Origin of the sequence: Kluyvera sichuanensis, from assembly GCF_014218705.1 — a bacterium.
Taxonomy (GTDB): Bacteria; Pseudomonadota; Gammaproteobacteria; order Enterobacterales; family Enterobacteriaceae; genus Kluyvera; species Kluyvera sichuanensis.
Genome location: NZ_JABBJF010000001.1, coordinates 364723 through 381889, shown reverse-complemented (window position 1 = coordinate 381889; position 17167 = coordinate 364723). Strand labels below are relative to the sequence as shown.

Sequence of the window (17167 nt, the reverse complement as noted above, 5' to 3'; positions counted from 1 at the left end):
CCCCCAATGTCAACCCGTTAAACTTTTGTTTTCCCGCCGTTCTAAAATACGCTATCGTCATCCTCAATCTGGCACCGCCCAGCCGCATAGCAACGGCACCGCCCTGCGCTATGGACTCATTGCTTATACCCACGAGGTTAGTCATGCAGCAGCATGTCAGATTTGGCCGTATCGCGGCCGTGCTCCCCGTTAAAGATATCCAGCTTGCCAAAGCGTTCTACGTTGATGGACTCAATTTTGAAGTCGTTTTTGAAAACGGCGATCCGGTGGGGTTTGTGATATTGAAGCGCGAAGAAGCGGAGCTGCATTTGACGCTCCAGCCACAGCATAAAGCGGCGGCTTTTCCTATCGCGCACCTGCTTGTTGATGACGCTAGCGCCCTGTACTCACGCTGTCAGGCGTTAGGGGCCAGGATCGTCAAAGGAATTCAGGATAAGGATTACGGTATTCGCGCTTTTGTGTTCGCCGACCCGGATGGGAATCGGATTGATGTTGGGCAGATTATTGGAAGATAACTCATACAGCTAGCCCCCGCGAGTTCAACTACTCTGCCGTCGACACGTTGCACGGCGGCATTTTGAGGAGATGAAAGAGATGGCGATTGATGGGGAGTGGTTCAAGGGAACTGGGCCGGATTCTTTTTTGTGAAGTAGATTTGGAACGAGTTTTGTAGGGCCGCTTTGTGCCAGAAGCGGATGTTGACAACATTGAGGGGATGTCAATCAACGGAGAGTAAGTCACCAATATGGGTAGAGTTCAGTCAAAGATTTCTACTATTTGAAACCGTTATTTAGTATGTTTGCATAATATCTAAGTAAGCCAATGGGTCATCCCATTAAGCTGGTACCCTATGGTAAGGCTTTTGTTATTTAAGCTGGTCCTTCAATAAGTTTGGGAGTATCCATGGCAAAACAACTTTCACCCGCTGGCGTAATGGCTCTTAAAGAAGCCCTGTGCTCAGTGTACTGGTACAAATCTGATTTACGCGGTTTTCTGAGCCTTTGCCTTTCAAATCCTGCTGTCCTGAATTCCTTTAACTGGGAAAATTACAAACGACAGATCGCATCTGATGTTGTCGATTTCCTTGTAGCCAATCCTACAAATCACTTAGGTGATCTCACCAAAATCTGCTACGAACTATGCAAATTGACAGATTTCTCTCATCTTAAACCTCTTGATGATGGTTCCGCTAAGGTTGAGAAAGCGCGTAACGCAGTCAATCAGTTGAAGCAACTTGTAGGGACACATCAAGAGAGCAAGCGTGAACAAGATGAAATCAAGAAGCGACAAGAAATAGCAGCACAAAAACTGCGTAAAAATGCAGCTGTTCGTCAGAAACTTGAAGCAATCAAAAACAAATATATGGCGCTAATCAGCTCGAGTGACCCACAAGGTAGAGGATTTGAACTTGAACGGATTATGTATGAACTTTTTGAGCTTTTCGACTTAGACCCGAAGGCTTCCTTCAAGAACCTTGGAGAACAGTTAGACGGTGCGTTTACCCTCGACGGCACAGAATATTTGTTTGAAGCGAAATGGCATAAAGAACTTGTTAACAAAGCATCTCTGGCCTCGTTCACTGATAAAGTACGTACAAAATTAGAAAACACCCTAGGAATCTTTCTTTCAATCAATGGATTCTCTCAAGATGGTGTAGCGGCCCACCAAGCAGGTGGGGCATCTATTCTCCTCATGGATGGCGGTGACCTCATGGCCGTGTTTGAGGAACGCATTGATTTCGTCAGCTTGCTGCTAAGAAAAAAACGTCATGCAGCTCAAACAGGCAATATCTACTTTTCATATTACCAAATGGTTTCTGGTGCCTAGTCTTTGCCTGATGATATACAAGAAAAACAAAAATCCACTAACGATCCAACTGCTTCTAAATTATAAAAAACTGGAAAGGACAGTTTATTACTTAGGTGTTTAAGCCGACGATTCGTTAGATAACGCTGAAATAGTTTAAGTTTAAAATTGTCAGGGCTGCAACAGCAGCCCTGTGCCAGAAGCAGACAAGCTGTTTATTTTTTGACATGAAACTGCGCGCTCTTTGGACGTTTGAATCGCCACGGATAATCTAGACACTTCCGAGCCGTTGATAATACTGGTTTTCATATTCTGTCGGTGAAATCTGATCGCTAGAACCATGCCGACGCTTACTGTTATAAAACATTTCGATGTAATCAAAAATATCGCTGCGGGCTTCTTCCCGCGTTCCGTAGATCTTTTTCTTTATCCGTTCGCGTTTCAACAATTGGAAAAAGCTTTCTGCAACCGCATTATCATGGCAGTTACCGCGACGGCTCATGCTGCCCTCCAGGCCGTGTGATTTCAGGAACGACTGCCACTCATGGCTTGTGTACTGACTGCCCTGATCCGAATGAACCAGCACCTGTTTTTGGGGATTACGCCGCCATACAGCCATCAGCAGTGCGTTCAGGACAATGTCCTTTGCCATCCGGGATTGCATGGACCAGCCGATAATTTTGCGTGAGAACAGATCAACAACCACGGCAAGATACAGCCAGCCTTCGTGGGTTCTGATGTAGGTTATATCCGTTACCCAACGCTCATCCGGAGCATCCGGATTGAACTGTCGCTGGAGCCTGTTGGGCGACACGATACTGGCCTCGCCTTTACGTGCCCGCGGGCTCCGGTATCCGACCTGAGCCTTTATCCCGACACGTTTCATCAGTCGCCAGACTCTGTTCACTCCGCACTGTTGCCCGCTGTCCCGCAGATCCAGATGGATTTTACGATAACCATAGACGCATCCCGATTCCAGCCAGAACTGTTTAATCTGTCCTGTCAGTCTCAGGTCTGCCTGATGGCGTTGTGAATGCGGCTGCTGAAGCCAGGCGTAAAAACCACTGGGATGAACATCCAGCACCCGACAGAGCAGGCGAACAGGCCAGCAACAGGTGTTGTCACGGATAAAGGCGTACCTCAGTCGGACAGCTTTGCGAAGTACGCCGCGGCTTTTTTTAATATGTCCCGTTCGTCGGTAACCCGTTTCAGCTCTTTCTGGAGACGGCGGATCTCGGCCTGAACATCTGACTGTTCTTTATTAGTGGAAGAATCCGGACCGTACTTCTTTATCCAGGCGTAAAGGCTGTGGGTGGTGATATCGAGACGTGTTGCAACGCTGGCAACAGAATAACCGCGATCAACAACCTGTTTGACTGCTTCAATTTTAAACTCTTCGGGATAACGCTTACTGCTCATGGGCACCTCTCTTTAAGCCATCTTAAATGACTCTGAGGTGTCTGTTAAACCCGTGGCGATTCAGTATCATTGAAAAAATTTATTTTAATTTTCCCTTACCTCGAAGAAGTGATAGGTATTGATCAGTGGCAAGTAATGGTAGATTAATCTCTTGGCTAGAGTCGATGTCTCTAATTAAAATTGTACGGTTTTTTTTTGCTGAACTTGTATTTAGTCTCCAGCATTTCCCAAAACATTCTTTTATTTAATCTTGATAGTTTTATAAAATTTACAAGACCATCAAGACTCATAACTAAAACTCTCGCCCCTTTTGATTCTTTAAGGTTTCTAATTTCATCATAAATCTTTTCAGCACCTTCTTTCTCTAAAACAAGATCTGAGATTATCACCAAATGATAAACATCCCTTTTTCTCTTTATTAAATGTTCCATCCCATCATGACTAATAACCACATCATTATTTAGAATTGGGATAACGCCTTTAACCTGATCGATACCTTGTAATGCTTTTTTCTTATACATGCTACAAAGTTTCTCATGAGATTTTAATCCCATTTCAATCAATGATGATGCTTTAGACTGTATAGATAATACGTGGTCATTTTCTACAACAAGAATATCAACTAGCTCTCTTTTTTTATTACCCTCAATAACATCGGGAGAAAAAAATACTTCTTCAGGTGAAAAAATTTGCCGCAAAGCATGATTTATAAGAGCTTCCTGCTCATATCCCTCAGAGCCGTTTTTGCTGGCGCTAAATTCATATGTTAATTCGGTATCGTTTGGTTCATGAACACTTGCAAGGTAAGATTTTTTATCGATTACACTTAGTGGCAGACTGAATATTTTCTCGTTACCAGTCAAAGCATTGTTGCAGAATTCATCCATTGCTTCATTGCCTTCTCTAAATCCTGAATTGAGAGAATAGGAATCAGCACAAAAAATTTTTAAACATTTATCCGATAAATTTTCTGAAACTTTTATTTTCAGATCCATAACACGCATTGTATGCGAGTCAAAAAATGTTAATTGAACACCATCATAATCACCTGACAATAACAAACCAAGCCCTTTAATTTCATCTTCCTCTCTTGGTGGATAGGCCAGTAAAAATGGATTATCGACATTATCTTCAATCAACATCCCGATCACTAGTATATTTTTTTTAGTAGATAAACCTACCAAAAGATGGATAGGTGCTCCTGACCAGACGGATTTAATCATAGGAATGCTTGATTTAAGTATTATGTGGATATTGCGATTTTCACTATCTATCCACACTCCATGTAACTCATTGTTTAAATAGGCTAAAAGTTTAGTATTCATTTCAACTTCATTTCCTTATAGTGATAATGACTGTGTTTCACACAAACCTACCAGCAGTTTCAACTATGGTACCTCAGTAACTTAGATTGCTTAACTGCAAATCGCGCGGTTTCTAAACATCATATGTCCGCTTCTCGCTCATAGCAGACATTCTTTTCAGAAAACACATCTTCTTTTTGCCAATAGCGAGTTTAACTCAAAAAAGTCCTTACTGGCCGAATTCAGCTTGAACAAATTTCAGTGTCTGCTCATGCCGCAATTTACAGACGACATTCTGGTTCGCGAAGACTCCAGAGAACGTTTTTGCCTTCTCTCTCGGTAGAGACTTGATCCAACGAACACCAACAACCCATTCAGAAAACTCTTCATTGTCAGAGTTTGCGTTTGGGCGTTCCGCTTTCAATCCCGCAGAGAGCAGTGGTTCATTTAAATCGGTTATAAAATCGCGAATCATAACCGCTGGTTTAGTCACTTCGCCAAAACCGACGTAACCACATCCCTTCATGTAAGCATAAATTTTATCGCCAACTGCAAGACGGTTAAGCGCAGATGAATACACCTTACCTTGACCCGCTCCAATAAAACCAAACTGTCTATTGTCGTCCCAATTTCTATATTCACATTCGCCTACATTCACGAACCAACTACCAGTCCATTCATCTTGATTTGTAGTGATAGCTTTTTGTTTAACTTCTTTACGCTCAATATAATCCTTTGCCTCCGGTAACGGGATAATTATTTCTGGCTTGATAAACAACTCACCATTAGAATCAATAAATGGTGCAAGACGAGTGCATTGAATGTCTATGCCATGTTCTCGCAACCATAATACTGCAGAGATAACTTCAGAATTGAACTCCTTTGAAGCCAAAATAATATGCTGCTTCATATTAAGAAACTTAATATCAAAATCAATAAACTCTTCAATGTTTTTAACTGCAACAGATTCAGTTTTTTTTAAATAGTCCGCATATATTTTAAAAATCTCATCCGACAATAGACTTGAGCAATACGAGGCATACTTGATGGCCTGCCATTCAACGGACGAGCCAGAATCATCCCGTTTCAATTCAACAACAACTAGTGCTGCCGACTTATTTACGCAAAGCAAATCAAGGCGCTTGCCAGAGGCAAGGATGACTTCTTTGCCAATCACAAGCAGGTCCCCCCCTAAAATAGATGGACTTTTTTCGATCCACTCCTGAATATCGAAACGTTCTTTTAGCCCAAGCTCTGAGAAATTTGTTGGTTTTAGTTTGATTAACGTCTTATTTTCTATATCGACACGAAACATTCAGTTATCTCCTTTCAAATATTTCCTACATACAAATATGCCATATTTAATGAAGTACCTACACAGCCAAGATCGTAAATTATGGTCTAGATCGTCAACTTTTCATTCATTGATATCACCATTGGAACACAGTCACTCTTCCCCCCTAAACCACCATTATATACTTTCATTTCTGCGATCCCCCTTCCAGCCCCCACTCTTGCCCAACCCCACTAACCGCTTTACCCTATACCGGTAGCTGCAAAATCAGGTACCGGGATTAGCCTCCTGACCTAACTTCATCGGAAAAACGTGCGTATGTCGTTCGCACAGTTACCATCTCAATGGTGGGCCAGCGAGGCGTCGAAAGATGCCCCGGTATCGATGAGTCGGTCGTTCTAACCCCATCTGATTTAGCCGCCAATGAGAGAGAAAAATCACTCATCGGAGGCTGCCCCATGGCAACACCCCTCACCCCAACTACCGTACCCGATTTCACCCACTGCGAGTTTTACTCCTTTGTAGAAGGCCGCGCCGTTCACCTTGGCGGAGATTGGCTCTCTCAGGCCGGATTTATCGACGGCATGCCCGTTAAAGTCCGCGTGATGAAAGATTGTATTGTGATTACCCCGCAGAATACTCGAGAGCTATGGGGCTGCATTGAAGGTTTGAGCGTCGCGAATATCAACCAGCGCAAAGTGAAAGCATGGCTGAAAACCTTTCCTGGCGCGTTGAACGATAGCGGGGATATTCCAGCGATTAAGCGGAGTAAAACGGGCGGGAAATTCTGACAACGAGTAGCCTGGTCGAGCTCGGAGCTGTTCCCGGCGGCGCTGCGCTTGGCCGGGCTACGGGATCGGTAGCCCGGGCGAAGTCGGGAAAATGTTTGCCGCTATCACATATAGGCGTAGCCCGGCCGAGCAACGCGACGCCGGGATTACAGCAACGCACAGACGTTCAGGACTGGTCGCCCCCGGCATCAACGGCTAGCCTCTCGGCCAAACCAGCGGAAACAGCGGAGAGTCGAGCGGTTCACCGTCGCGAAGCGTCAGTTCAGGAAACGGTGGCGAGGTCACGCCACCGCGGTCAGCAAAGGTGGCGTCATCACCTACCCAACGGGCGGAAAAAACGCGTCGTGAACGTGGGGTATGATTTCCTCGCGCGCCATGCACGGTGCGAAAATGAAACGCCACGGCATCTCCCGGCTCCAGATCCCAACTGACAATATCGTAATCCGCTTCGTGCGCGTCGATATCCGGCAGCGAACGAAAACGCGCGTGGTCGTAAAGTTTAGTACCGTTGAAGCGGGTTGGGCTGAATTCAGCCTCCCATAGGTGTGAGCCGCGAATGCAACGCAGCGACGTCTCCTGTGCGACCGGATCCAGCGGGATCCAGAAACTGACGTTCTGCCGTCCAGAAACGCAGTAATAAGGCTGATCGTGATGCCATGGCGTCACCGTGCTGCCACCCGGCTGCTTCACCAGCGTGTGTTCGTGAAAAAACTTCGCCGTCTGCGACTGCATCAGCGTAGCGGCAATCTCTGCTGCCGCCGACTCAAAAACAAAATCCTCAAACTCCGGGATTCGCGACCAGTTACAGTAGTCCTGGAAAAATGGTGCAGACCCGTCTTTCGGGATCACCGTGCGCGCATGGCCATATTCGCTGGGGTTAGCCATCAGCGCCGCCACGCCGCTGGAGAGTCGTTCAATCCACGACGTGAATACGCCTTTCAATAACACCACGCCATCGGCCTGCCAGCGGTCGATAGTGTGTTGATCAATACGTGCAGCGCGTTCATTTTGCATCGCTTAGGATCCTGTGTTGAGCGTTCGGTTGAGGAAACTACGGTTAGTCGCGCATCCAGGCGCACAGGTTCTCCAGCATCTGCATGCAGCGTTCGATCTGCGCAATGCTGATGTACTCATCAGGCTTATGACCTTGCGCCATACTGCCCGGCCCGCAAATCAGCGTGGCGACGCCCACCTCATCAAATAATCCGCCTTCGGTGCCAAACGCCACGGTCGAGAAATTATCGCTGCCGCACCACTGGGCCAGCCCGCGGGCAAAGTCTGACTGCGGGTCGCTGAGCAGGCCCGGATAATGACTTAACGGCTGAAACTGAATATCGCTGCGTTCCGCTACCCGGCGCATCTGCGGCAGCAACTGCTGTGCATATTCCGCCAGCGACGCGGTGACCGTTTCGGGATCCACACCGGGCAGATAGCGAATCTCAAAATCAAACCAGCAGGACTGCGGCACAATGTTCAGCGCCGCGCCGCCGTGAATTGTCCCCACCTGTAGCGTGCTGAACGCGGGTGAAAAGCGCGGGTCTTCATGGTGTGCCAGCGTCTCACCCAGCACATCCAGTCGGTTAATCAGCTTCGCGGCATAGTTGATGGCATTCACGCCCTGCGGCGCATAGGCGGAATGGCAGGCCTGTCCTTCCACACAGCAGCGCATCGCCAGTTTGCCTTTGTGGCCGTAGACCGGCTGCATCTCCGTCGGTTCGCCAATCAGGCACAGCGCCGGTTTTTCCGGCGAGGCCTCAAGATGCGCCACCAGGCTGCGCACGCCGAGGCAGCCCACCTCTTCGTCGTAAGAGAACGCCAGATGCAGTGGCATCCGCAGCGGGGCTTCCAGAAACGCCTCGACCGAGGCCAGCACGCAGGCGATAAAGCCTTTCATATCGGCGCTGCCGCGCCCGTAGTAGCGCCCATCTCGTTCGGTTAAGGTAAACGGCGGCACGTTCCAGTTCTGCCCGTCTACTGGCACCACATCGGTATGACCGGAAAGCATCACCCCACCCGGCCCGGATGGCCCCAGGCGGGCGTAGAGGTTGGCCTTGCCCCCGTCTTCGTTGTAAAAACGTTGAGAGGGAATGCCGCGCGCGGCCAGAAAATCGGCAATCCAGTCAATCAACGCCAGATTGGACTCGCGGCTGGTGGTATCAAAGGCCAACAGTACGGCGAGAATATCGCGCGCGGTGTTATTCATCGCCCGGTACGCCGTAAGATGGGGCATCGCGCGGGTCCAGCGCGCGGGTGATATAGGCTTCCATCTGCGGTTCATAGGCGAGCCACAGCTGCTCCAGCTCGGCAATCGGATCGTCATCAGCCCAGTCGACACGCAGGTCGACCACCGGCCACGCGTAGTCCTCCACCACTTTTACCGCCGCTGAATGCACCGGCCCGGCTTCGCCACCGGCGGTAATGCCGGCGCGTAACCCGGCTATCAGTCGGCTCGCCAGTTCTCCGGTGGCGTTTTCAAAGGCCTCGACCATCGCGGCAATCACCCCCCGGTCCGCCAGCATATTCCCCGCCGCCACGCAGTTTTCCCCCGCCAGCGTTTCGCCAATGCCCAGCGTGTGTTCGCCGCTAAAAGTGGCAACGTCGCCGCTGGCATCAATGACCGTGACCTGACGGTATTCACTGAAGCGATCCTCCGCCAGCGCGCGGTTGAGCGCCTGCTCCACCGTCTTGCCCGCCTCCAGTCCACCGAGAATATGCGGCCCCAGCGACGGCAGCGTGATGTTCTGGCTGGAGACCGCGCCCACCCCGGCCAGCAGCCACGGGCAGCGCGCGCCCACGGCAATGCTTGAGGAGCTAATCGCAATACCTAACTGCCCGGACTCCGGGCACAGTGCAGCAATTGAAATTGTCATTACGCCACCTCGCTGTTCCAGTCGTCGGGGATCACCGCCGTCACGTCAATCTCCATCAGCCACTGCGGCTGCGCCAGCGCCGAGACCACCACGCCGGTCGAGATAGGGAAAACACCTTTCAGCCACTTGCCCACTTCCTGATATACCGGCTCGCGGTAGCGCGGGTCGATAAGGTAGGTGGTGGTTTTCACGATATGCGTCAGGTCACTGCCCGCTTCTTTGAGCAACTGTGCCACGTTCTTCATCGCCTGCTCGGCCTGCGCGCGCGGGTCGCCAAGGCCAATCAGATTGCCGTCAAAATCGGTACCGACCTGCCCGCGCACGTACACGGTGTTACCCGCGCGCACCGCCTGACATAAATCGTTGTTCAGCGACTGGTTTGGGTAGGTCTCTTTGGTGTTAAACATGCGGATACGGGTATGGGTTGGCATCGTTACGTTCCTCAATTCACGGGTTATCAGGATGGCTGGTAGTGCTGGTATTGGCGCTGGATGGCAATCTGGTCGGCGATGTATTTCGCGTCGTGCCATACGCCCCAGATAAAGGTCGAGCCGCGGCGCGAGAGCCACGGCAGCCCCAGAAAATAGACGCCCGGCTCGGTAGAGACGCCGCGATGATGCTGCGGGCGCTGCGCGTCGTTAAAGGCGTTGACCTTCAGCCAGCGGTAATCGGTGGTGTAGCCGGTGGCCCAGATAATGGTGGCGATCCCGGCCTGCATCAGATCAAGACTTAACAGCGGTTCGGTCATACACGCCGGGTCGAGCAGAAACTCGCGGGCCGCGGGTTCTTGTGGAAGATCGAGACCGTTGCGGGCAACGTAGGCGTCCGCCGCGTCAAGCAGCGCCAGATAAGAGTCGTCGCCGCGCTGAATGTTGTCGGCCAGATCGTTGTGGAAAGTGGCGGTTGCGCCGTCAAACGATTGGGTTTGCCCGACCAGCGTGACCCCCTGATGGGCAAGCAGGCGGAAATCCACTGTATGGCCGCCGCGCGCGCCGCTCACCGCAATGGTGACGTGCTCTTTGCCCGGCAGGTTTGCCGCCGCATCCCACAACCCTAGCACCCCAAGCCACCAGCAGAAATCACGCTCACGATAGCGGCGCGGTGGGCGGTCGTGCGCGCCGACGGAGAGCCACACGTTACGACCTGCGCGCTGTAATTCATCGGCAATTTGTACGCCGGAAGAGCCTGCGCCAACCACCAGCACGCCGCCCTCGGCAAGCTGCTGCGGGTTGTAATACTGCGCGGAGTGGATTTGATCGATGGCATCAGTCACCGGGGCAATCGCCGGGATCGTCGGGCGCTGGAACGGCCCGGTGGCGGCAACGATGCGCTGGGCTTCAATCACCCCCTGCGATGTTTCTACGCGGAAACCCGGTCGCCCCTTCAGGCGTTCGGCGCTGTAGACCTCAACGCCGGTGCGGATCGGCGCGTTAAAGCTGCGGGCGTAGGCCGCGAAATAGTCCGCAATCTGCTCTTTGCCGACAAAGCCGTCGGCGTCGCAGTCCGGGAACATCATGCCGGGAAAGCGGTCGTGCCAGGCCGGACCGTTGGCAACCAGCGAGTCCCAGCGCCCGGTACGCCACGCCTGGGCGATGCCCTGTTTTTCCAGCACCAGATGGGGAATATCAAACGCCGTCAGATGTTCGCTCATAGCGACGCCCGCCTGCCCCGCGCCAACCACCAGGGTATCGATTTCGGTAATGTGTTCTGTCATTTTTCTGTCCTTCAAGCACGGTTGCCGACGATGTCGCCGGAATTGACAGAACTCAGGTTATGTAACTGTGAGGAAATCGTAAAATATTATAAAACGATCGTCTGAATAGAATTTTATGAGGCTAAGGAAAAAACTAAAAAATAAGCCTGCAGGTTATGCAGGCATTATTTCAAGCACGAGAAGGAGTTAATTCAATGCTGCGGCAGTAATCCATAAACAGCTGCGTGGGTCGCGTAGGTTCATTATTCGCCAGATGCGCCATAATTAATGTTGAGGCGGGCATCTCATCGACAATATCTCGCTGCACTACCCTTTCACCGTCGTAGGTCATATCGCAATACGGGCGCGTCACCAATACCGAAAAGCCTAATCCTTGCCCTACCATACAGCGCACCATTTCAATAGACGGCGAACTGTAGGCCACTTCCGGGTGATAGCCTTTTTCTTTAAATATCGAGATAAAATAGTTTTTACTCGGGACAGCATCCAGCAGGATCATTGGCTCACGACTTAATTCCTGTAACGTCACCGCCGATTTTTGCGCTAACGGATGCGAGGCCGGCAATAGCGCATAGGGTTTATGCGGCGCGTTCAGGCGCTCTTTGTTAATCGAATGCCCCAATTCGAGATCGTAAACCAGCGCTAAATCAAAACGCCCACGATGCAGGCCGTGCATTAATTCATGCTGCTCGCCGTCGTATAAATGCAGGGTTATTTCCGGGTACAGTTTTTTGAATCCAGCCACCAGTTTTGGCATATATAGCGGGGCTACAGACTCAAAACAACCCACTGATATCATGCCGGAAACCAGCTCTTTATCGGCCCGGGAATTCTGCTCAAACTCCCACGACAGGCGCAGCAGGTCTTTGGCTTTATCGTAGATACGGCGGCCGCTGGAGGTGAGCGACACCCCTTGCGCATGGTGGCGAATAAACAACTGTTGGTCGAAGGTGCTTTCCAGGTTTTTTATCGCAATCGAAATTGACGGCTGTGCAATATGCAGTTGACGAGAGGCTTCGGCGATACTTTCCGTCTCCACCACCGTCACAAAATACTTCAGTTGTTTGAGTGTAAATCGGTTCATCGCGTCACCATTGATAAAATATTGTTCATCGTCTGTCGGGAATAGTTTCCTGCTATGACTTTGCAATCGGCATGCCACTTAACCAAAAAGGGGTATTTATCCCTGATACGGAGTTCTGATATTTATCTGTGGTTATTTTTTTAACATCACAAATGACTTATTGCACCACAGCGAACCATGCTGCACTATTATCACGCAATGCCTGCCCCGATAACGTGCAAATAACCTTCCCCGCCTTAAATAGCGTTATTCATTTTCAATAATTGTTTTTTAATTGTTTCAGTTCAGTATCGGGATAATCACTTTACATTCCATAGCGTTAATATCGCTGCATAGTTTTTTTAAACTTAAAGACCAAAAATTTACTAATTGCCTCGTTCAACCTCCTGCCAGCATAGTGTTATTGCACGATGAATATCGGCGACGCCGGATTAATGCACCATTACGTCGCTTCCATTTCTGTTAATTATGGCGAGTAAATAGCCTATGACGTTTAACTGGAACTACATGTTAAGCCTGCTTAGCGATGTCGATTTTTGGCAGGCCACCTGGACCGTCATTAAATTAAGTCTGCTGACCTGGGGCTGCAGTATTGTGCTGGGGTTTATTCTGGCGCTGGCTAAACAATCGCCGCGAGCCTGGCTAAGCGCACCTGCCCGGCTTTATATCTGGCTCTTTCGCAGTATGCCGCTGCTGGTGCTGCTGATTTTTGTCTACAACATGCCGCAGGCGCTGCCGTCGGTCGCGCCACTGCTTAACGATCCGTTCTGGGCCGGGCTAATCGCGATGGTATTAAGCGAGGCCGCCTATATTGCGGAAATTCACCGCGGTGGGCTGCTCTCCATTCCCCGTGGGCAAAGCGAAGCCGCGCGGGCGCTGGGCTTACGTTACGCCGGTATTCAGTGGCGCGTCATTATTCCCCAGGCCCTGCGCGTTGCCCTGCCTGCGCTTGCCAACGAATACATCGCCATTGTGAAGCTGAGTTCGCTGGTGTCGGTTATCTCGCTTACTGAAATTCTGATGGTCGGTCAGCGCCTCTATTCGCAGAACTTCCTCGTGATGGAGACGATGGCGGCGGTTGCCTTCTACTACATCCTGATCGTCACCGTGTTTGATTTCCTGCTCAAGTGGCTGGAGAAATATCTCGATGTCACCCAACGCAAAACCACCCGCCAGGTTGACGCTGAAATGCAGAAGCTGGCCACAGCGCACCGCCCGGCAATGGCGCGAAGCGTTGCGACCGCTGAAGAACCTGCGCTACAGGCCTCGAAGCTGCACAAAGCCTATAACAATGTCGAAGTGCTTGGCGCGGTGAGCCTCAAGATCCAGCCAGGTGAAGTGGTCTCGGTCATTGGTCCATCCGGCTCGGGGAAAACCACGCTTATCCGCCTGCTGAACGGCCTGGAGCAGATTGATAACGGCGAAATCAGCATCAACGGCCAGCCGTTTATTCACCTTGAGCGTCAGGGCCAGCAGAAGCCGCGCTTTATGGAAGACGCTAAGCATCGCCTGAATATCGGCATGGTATTCCAGAGCTTCAACCTGTTCCCGCATCTCACCGTGCTCGGCAACCTGCTGCTGGCCCCGCGCTACCACCGCCTGGCGAGTGACGGCGAACTGCGCCAGCACGCCTGCGAACTGCTGCATAAGGTCGGCATGCTGGAGCACGCGTGGAAGTATCCGCATCAGCTTTCCGGCGGCCAGCAGCAGCGCGTGGCGATTGCCCGTGCGCTGATGATGCGCCCGCAGATCATGCTATTTGATGAACCGACCTCGGCGCTCGACCCGGAAAAAGTCAACGAAGTGCTGCAGGTAATTGAATCCCTGGCTCATGAAGGCATCACCATGGTCATCGTCACCCACGAGATGAACTTCGCCTTCAAAGTCTCTGACCGAATTGTGTTTATGGAAAAAGGCCGGGTGGTCTGCGACGACACGCCGCAGGCCATGCGCAGCGGGCAGCATCCGCGCGTCGACGCCTTCCTGAAAGATGTCTCTTTGGCTTAATCATTCGTACTTGAAGAGGAACCACTATGATCGCGCAATGGCAAATCGAGCAGTTTCATCAGCAGGGTTATCTGGTTGTCGAAGGGGTGCTTTCCAGCGATGAAATCGCCGCCTTGCAGACCGATTTTGACGGCTGGGTTGAAGAGAGCCGCACCCACGATGCGGTGTGGGGCGAGACGCAGGACGGTCGCCCGCGCTTTGACCTCGAACAGGATCATTCACCGGAGCACCCTTCGCTGCGCCGCGTGACCTCGCCGACCGAGATCTCCGCCGCTTATCACCACGCGGCGCTGAACTCGCGGATGGCGACCATCGCCGCCCAGCTTATCGGCGGCAGCGGCGCCCGTTTTCATCACAGCAAAATCAACTCCAAGCTGCCGCACACCGCCACCCAGGTGAAATGGCATCAGGATTTTCTGTTCACCCCGCACAGCAACGACGACATCATTACTGCGCTGCTGATGGTGAGCGACGTGACGCCAGAGAACGGTCCGCTGAACGTAGTGCCCGCTAGCCATAAAGGGCCGCTGTGGTCGCACTGGCAGGATGAGCGCTTTACCGGTTCGGTGGATAGCGACGTGGTCGACACTCACTGCCAGCAACCGCAGGCCTGTTTTGGCCCTTCAGGCTCCGTTTGCTTTATGCACACGCGCCTGCTGCACGCCTCTAGCCCTAACGAGACCGCGCTTCCGCGTACGTTGTTCATCAGCGTTTATGCCGCCGAAGACGCGCTACCGTTTGGTGAAAACCCGCTGCCGAGCGCCCACGCCGGGCAACTGGTCGCAGGAACCGAGAGCGGCCTGGTGCGCAGCACCGTAAACCAGCTTCGTCTGCCGCAGAAACCGCGCGGCGCATCCTTCTTCGTTCAACAGGCCGGTGCCGACAGCGCCAGCATGTAATTTGCTCATTTTCCTGGAGGTTTTATGACACGTTCTACCGCACTGCGCCCTGTTGCCCTGCTCCTTTGCGCCGCTGGCGCGCTGACATCCTTTAGCGCGCTGGCTTTCCAGCACGACGGCAAGCTCACCGCCGGCTCAGACATGACCTTTTTCCCGTATGAGTATATGGAGAACAACAAACCAGCCGGGTTCGACATCGAGTTTCTCGCTGGCCTGGCAAAAACCATGGGCCGTGAAGCGGTCAACATCGATACCCGCTTCCCGAATCTGATCCCTGGCTTGCAGGGCGGCCGCTTCGATATCACCAACTCATCGATGTACATCACCGCCGAGCGTCTGAAGGTTATCGACATGGTGCCGTACCTGAAAAGCGGCGAAGCGATCCTGTCGCTGAAAGGCAGCGACTATCAGCCAAAAACCCCGGAGGAGTTCTGCGGTCATAAAATTGGCTCGATGGGCGCAACCTCCTGGCTGGCACAGTTGCAGAAGCTCTCCGTCGATTACTGCGTGAAAAAAGGTCTGAAGCCGATTCAACTGAGCGAATACACCACTGACCCACAAACCACTCAGGCGATGCTTTCCCGTGCGGTAGAAGCGCAGATAACCGATGCGGCGGTTGCCCGCGGGGTGGTTGAGAAGCTTGGCGATCGCGTGGTCATCTCCTCCGAGACGCTTATCTACCCGGTGCTGAACGGCTATGGCGTGAAAAAAGGCAATACCGAGGTGAAAACCGCGCTTGAGGAAGGCCTGAAGAAATTCAGCGCCACGCCGGAATACGCCGCGCTGCTGAAGAAATACAATTTCCAGGCACCGAGCGCCGAGGATCTGCAAACCCTGATGCCAAAAGCGGAGTAATGTCCATGCGCTACTCGCACGAAGAGCAAACCCGTATCGATCTCGCAGTGACCTTTCGCATCATCGCCAGGCTTGGGATGCATGAGGCGGTCGCTAACCATTTCAGCGCGGCGCTCTCTCCCGACGGAAAAACGTTTCTGCTGAACCCAAAGTGGAAACACTTCTCGCGCATTCGCGCCAGCGACCTGCTGCTGCTGAACGCCGATGATGAAAGCTGTGCGGCGCGCCCGGACGTTGACGCCACCGCGTGGGCGATCCACGGGCAGATCCACCAGCGCCTGCCGGACGTACGAGTGGTGCTTCATCTGCACCCGGTCTACACCACCAGCCTCGCCTGCCTGGCAACGCCGCAGATCCTACCCGTTGACCAGAACACTGCCCGCTATTTCAACCGCGTCGCCGTCGACACGCTGTACGGCGGCATGGCGGACACCACCGCAGAAGGCGCGCGACTAGCGGGGCTGCTGGCGGATAAACGCCGCCTGCTGATGGGCAACCACGGCGTGCTGGTCACGGCACCGAATATTGGCGAGGCGTTTGATGATATCTGGACGATGGAGCGCGCCTGCCAGATTCTGATCACCGCGTGGTCAACCGGGCAACCGCTGAAGGTGCTGTCCGACGAGGTCGCTGAGAAAACGGCGCAGGATTGGGAGAAGATTGCGGACTTTTCGAGACGGCATTTTGAGGAGTTGAAGGAGATGGTAATTGAGGGGGATCGGACGGTGCTGGAATGAGGGGGTGCGGCCTGGGGGAGCCTGGGCCGAGTTCTTTTTGTAGAGAGAAATCTAGAGTAAGTTTGTTAGGCTGCTTTGTGCCAAAAGCGGAAGTTGCTTACTCTGGTCAAATTCATTTGATGCAACTGTTCTTCTAAAAGAGGGAGTAAGCAACCGCTGATTGTCGCAAGCGTTGAAAACGCAGTATCAAGCAGGATATCGCAGTCCTTTACAATCGCTGTCGCACAGTCGAGTCAACCGTTGGCTCGTTCAACTGGACGCGATCTGGCGATAAAAAAGCAAGTTATCTGTTGAATTTAAACTGATTTAAAAATTCAGATAAATTTCTAGGATTTCTTTTCCTGCGGATTTCTTAAAATTCCATTGCCATTTGTTGATTCAGCCTTA

At 51.8% G+C, this 17167-nt stretch carries 16 protein-coding genes; 7 read left to right on the top strand and 9 right to left on the bottom strand.

Going from position 1 to position 17167, the window contains the following annotated elements; translation table 11 throughout:
• Window positions 1-143: 143 nt before the first annotated feature.
• Window positions 144-515: a glyoxalase superfamily protein gene (locus HII27_RS01825; RefSeq protein WP_185666258.1), complete on the top strand. Its 372-nt coding sequence runs from the start codon at window positions 144-146 to the stop codon at window positions 513-515.
• A 388-nt stretch (window positions 516-903) separates the two neighbouring features.
• Window positions 904-1827, top strand: coding sequence for a hypothetical protein (locus HII27_RS01820; RefSeq protein WP_185666257.1), 924 nt, complete (start codon window positions 904-906; stop codon window positions 1825-1827).
• A 250-nt stretch (window positions 1828-2077) separates the two neighbouring features.
• Here HII27_RS01820 and HII27_RS01815 read toward each other — a convergent pair.
• From HII27_RS01815 to HII27_RS01805, 3 genes are all read right to left on the bottom strand, one after another.
• A protein-coding gene (locus tag HII27_RS01815; RefSeq protein WP_185666256.1) for an IS3 family transposase occupies window positions 2078-3225 on the bottom strand; the annotation gives its coding sequence in 2 pieces (ribosomal slippage) (window positions 2078-2988 and window positions 2988-3225; 1149 coding nt in all).
• 170 nt (window positions 3226-3395) lie between these two features.
• Window positions 3396-4550, bottom strand: a complete 1155-nt coding sequence (locus tag HII27_RS01810; RefSeq protein WP_223883120.1) for a hypothetical protein — start codon at window positions 4548-4550, stop codon at window positions 3396-3398.
• A 208-nt stretch (window positions 4551-4758) separates the two neighbouring features.
• Entirely contained in the window at window positions 4759-5844 is a 1086-nt protein-coding gene (locus HII27_RS01805; protein WP_185666255.1) for a PDDEXK family nuclease, read from the bottom strand.
• A 323-nt stretch (window positions 5845-6167) separates the two neighbouring features.
• On the opposite strand from HII27_RS01805, the gene HII27_RS27500 reads away from it, so the two are divergent.
• Window positions 6168-6614 (top strand): SymE family type I addiction module toxin, encoded by a 447-nt coding sequence (locus tag HII27_RS27500; protein ID WP_185666254.1) that lies wholly within the window; start codon window positions 6168-6170, stop codon window positions 6612-6614.
• Window positions 6615-6809: 195 nt separating this feature from the next.
• Here HII27_RS27500 and HII27_RS01795 read toward each other — a convergent pair whose 3' ends face one another.
• The 6 genes from HII27_RS01795 to HII27_RS01770 all read right to left on the bottom strand — a co-directional run bounded on the left by HII27_RS01795 (window position 6810) and on the right by HII27_RS01770 (window position 12282).
• Entirely contained in the window at window positions 6810-7628 is an 819-nt protein-coding gene (locus tag HII27_RS01795) for a phytanoyl-CoA dioxygenase family protein (protein WP_185666253.1), read from the bottom strand.
• 43 nt (window positions 7629-7671) lie between these two features.
• Entirely contained in the window at window positions 7672-8817 is a 1146-nt protein-coding gene (argE, locus tag HII27_RS01790; protein ID WP_185666371.1) for an acetylornithine deacetylase, read from the bottom strand.
• Window positions 8810-9484, bottom strand: a complete 675-nt coding sequence (locus HII27_RS01785) for a DUF1028 domain-containing protein (protein WP_185666252.1) — start codon at window positions 9482-9484, stop codon at window positions 8810-8812. Before HII27_RS01785 ends, argE begins: the two co-directional genes overlap by 8 nt.
• A complete protein-coding gene (locus tag HII27_RS01780; RefSeq protein WP_185666251.1) occupies window positions 9484-9915 on the bottom strand; it encodes a RidA family protein in 432 nt (143 codons plus the stop codon). The genes HII27_RS01785 and HII27_RS01780 overlap by 1 nt, the downstream gene beginning before the upstream one ends.
• Before the next feature lie 26 nt (window positions 9916-9941).
• Window positions 9942-11198, bottom strand: a complete 1257-nt coding sequence (locus tag HII27_RS01775) for a flavin-containing monooxygenase (protein ID WP_185666250.1) — start codon at window positions 11196-11198, stop codon at window positions 9942-9944.
• A gap of 169 nt (window positions 11199-11367) precedes the next feature.
• Window positions 11368-12282: a LysR substrate-binding domain-containing protein gene (locus tag HII27_RS01770; RefSeq protein ID WP_185666249.1), complete on the bottom strand. Its 915-nt coding sequence runs from the start codon at window positions 12280-12282 to the stop codon at window positions 11368-11370.
• A gap of 486 nt (window positions 12283-12768) precedes the next feature.
• Between HII27_RS01770 and HII27_RS01765 the strand changes: the two genes are divergently transcribed.
• From HII27_RS01765 to HII27_RS01750, 4 genes are read left to right on the top strand one after another with little or no spacing between them, the layout of a single operon-like run.
• The gene (locus HII27_RS01765) at window positions 12769-14289 is read left to right on the top strand and encodes an amino acid ABC transporter permease/ATP-binding protein (protein WP_185666248.1); all 1521 of its coding nucleotides are present in this window, start codon (window positions 12769-12771) and stop codon (window positions 14287-14289) included.
• Between the two features lie 26 nt (window positions 14290-14315).
• On the top strand, window positions 14316-15188 hold the full coding sequence (locus HII27_RS01760; RefSeq protein WP_185666247.1) for a phytanoyl-CoA dioxygenase family protein: 873 nt from the start codon (window positions 14316-14318) through the stop codon (window positions 15186-15188).
• A gap of 24 nt (window positions 15189-15212) precedes the next feature.
• Complete coding sequence (locus tag HII27_RS01755) at window positions 15213-16043, top strand: ABC transporter substrate-binding protein (RefSeq protein WP_185666246.1); 831 nt, start codon at window positions 15213-15215, stop codon at window positions 16041-16043.
• Between the two features lie 5 nt (window positions 16044-16048).
• The gene (locus tag HII27_RS01750; protein WP_185666245.1) at window positions 16049-16780 is read left to right on the top strand and encodes a class II aldolase and adducin N-terminal domain-containing protein; all 732 of its coding nucleotides are present in this window, start codon (window positions 16049-16051) and stop codon (window positions 16778-16780) included.
• Window positions 16781-17167 lie beyond the last annotated feature (387 nt).

Bases quoted from the DNA above. Each gene is read 5' to 3' on its own strand.
- HII27_RS01765 (WP_185666248.1), top strand. From the start codon at position 12,769: ATGACGTTTAACTGGAACTACATGTTAAGCCTGCTTAGCGATGTCGAT.
- HII27_RS01825 (WP_185666258.1), top strand. From the start codon at position 144: ATGCAGCAGCATGTCAGATTTGGCCGTATCGCGGCCGTGCTCCCCGTT.
- HII27_RS01785 (WP_185666252.1), bottom strand. From the start codon at position 9,484: ATGACAATTTCAATTGCTGCACTGTGCCCGGAGTCCGGGCAGTTAGGT.
- HII27_RS01780 (WP_185666251.1), bottom strand. From the start codon at position 9,915: ATGCCAACCCATACCCGTATCCGCATGTTTAACACCAAAGAGACCTAC.
- HII27_RS27500 (WP_185666254.1), top strand. From the start codon at position 6,168: ATGGTGGGCCAGCGAGGCGTCGAAAGATGCCCCGGTATCGATGAGTCG.
- HII27_RS01750 (WP_185666245.1), top strand. From the start codon at position 16,049: ATGCGCTACTCGCACGAAGAGCAAACCCGTATCGATCTCGCAGTGACC.
- HII27_RS01775 (WP_185666250.1), bottom strand. From the start codon at position 11,198: ATGACAGAACACATTACCGAAATCGATACCCTGGTGGTTGGCGCGGGG.
- HII27_RS01820 (WP_185666257.1), top strand. From the start codon at position 904: ATGGCAAAACAACTTTCACCCGCTGGCGTAATGGCTCTTAAAGAAGCC.
- HII27_RS01795 (WP_185666253.1), bottom strand. From the start codon at position 7,628: ATGCAAAATGAACGCGCTGCACGTATTGATCAACACACTATCGACCGC.
- argE (WP_185666371.1), bottom strand. From the start codon at position 8,817: ATGAATAACACCGCGCGCGATATTCTCGCCGTACTGTTGGCCTTTGAT.
- HII27_RS01805 (WP_185666255.1), bottom strand. From the start codon at position 5,844: ATGTTTCGTGTCGATATAGAAAATAAGACGTTAATCAAACTAAAACCA.
- HII27_RS01755 (WP_185666246.1), top strand. From the start codon at position 15,213: ATGACACGTTCTACCGCACTGCGCCCTGTTGCCCTGCTCCTTTGCGCC.
- HII27_RS01770 (WP_185666249.1), bottom strand. From the start codon at position 12,282: ATGAACCGATTTACACTCAAACAACTGAAGTATTTTGTGACGGTGGTG.
- HII27_RS01760 (WP_185666247.1), top strand. From the start codon at position 14,316: ATGATCGCGCAATGGCAAATCGAGCAGTTTCATCAGCAGGGTTATCTG.
- HII27_RS01810 (WP_223883120.1), bottom strand. From the start codon at position 4,550: ATGAATACTAAACTTTTAGCCTATTTAAACAATGAGTTACATGGAGTG.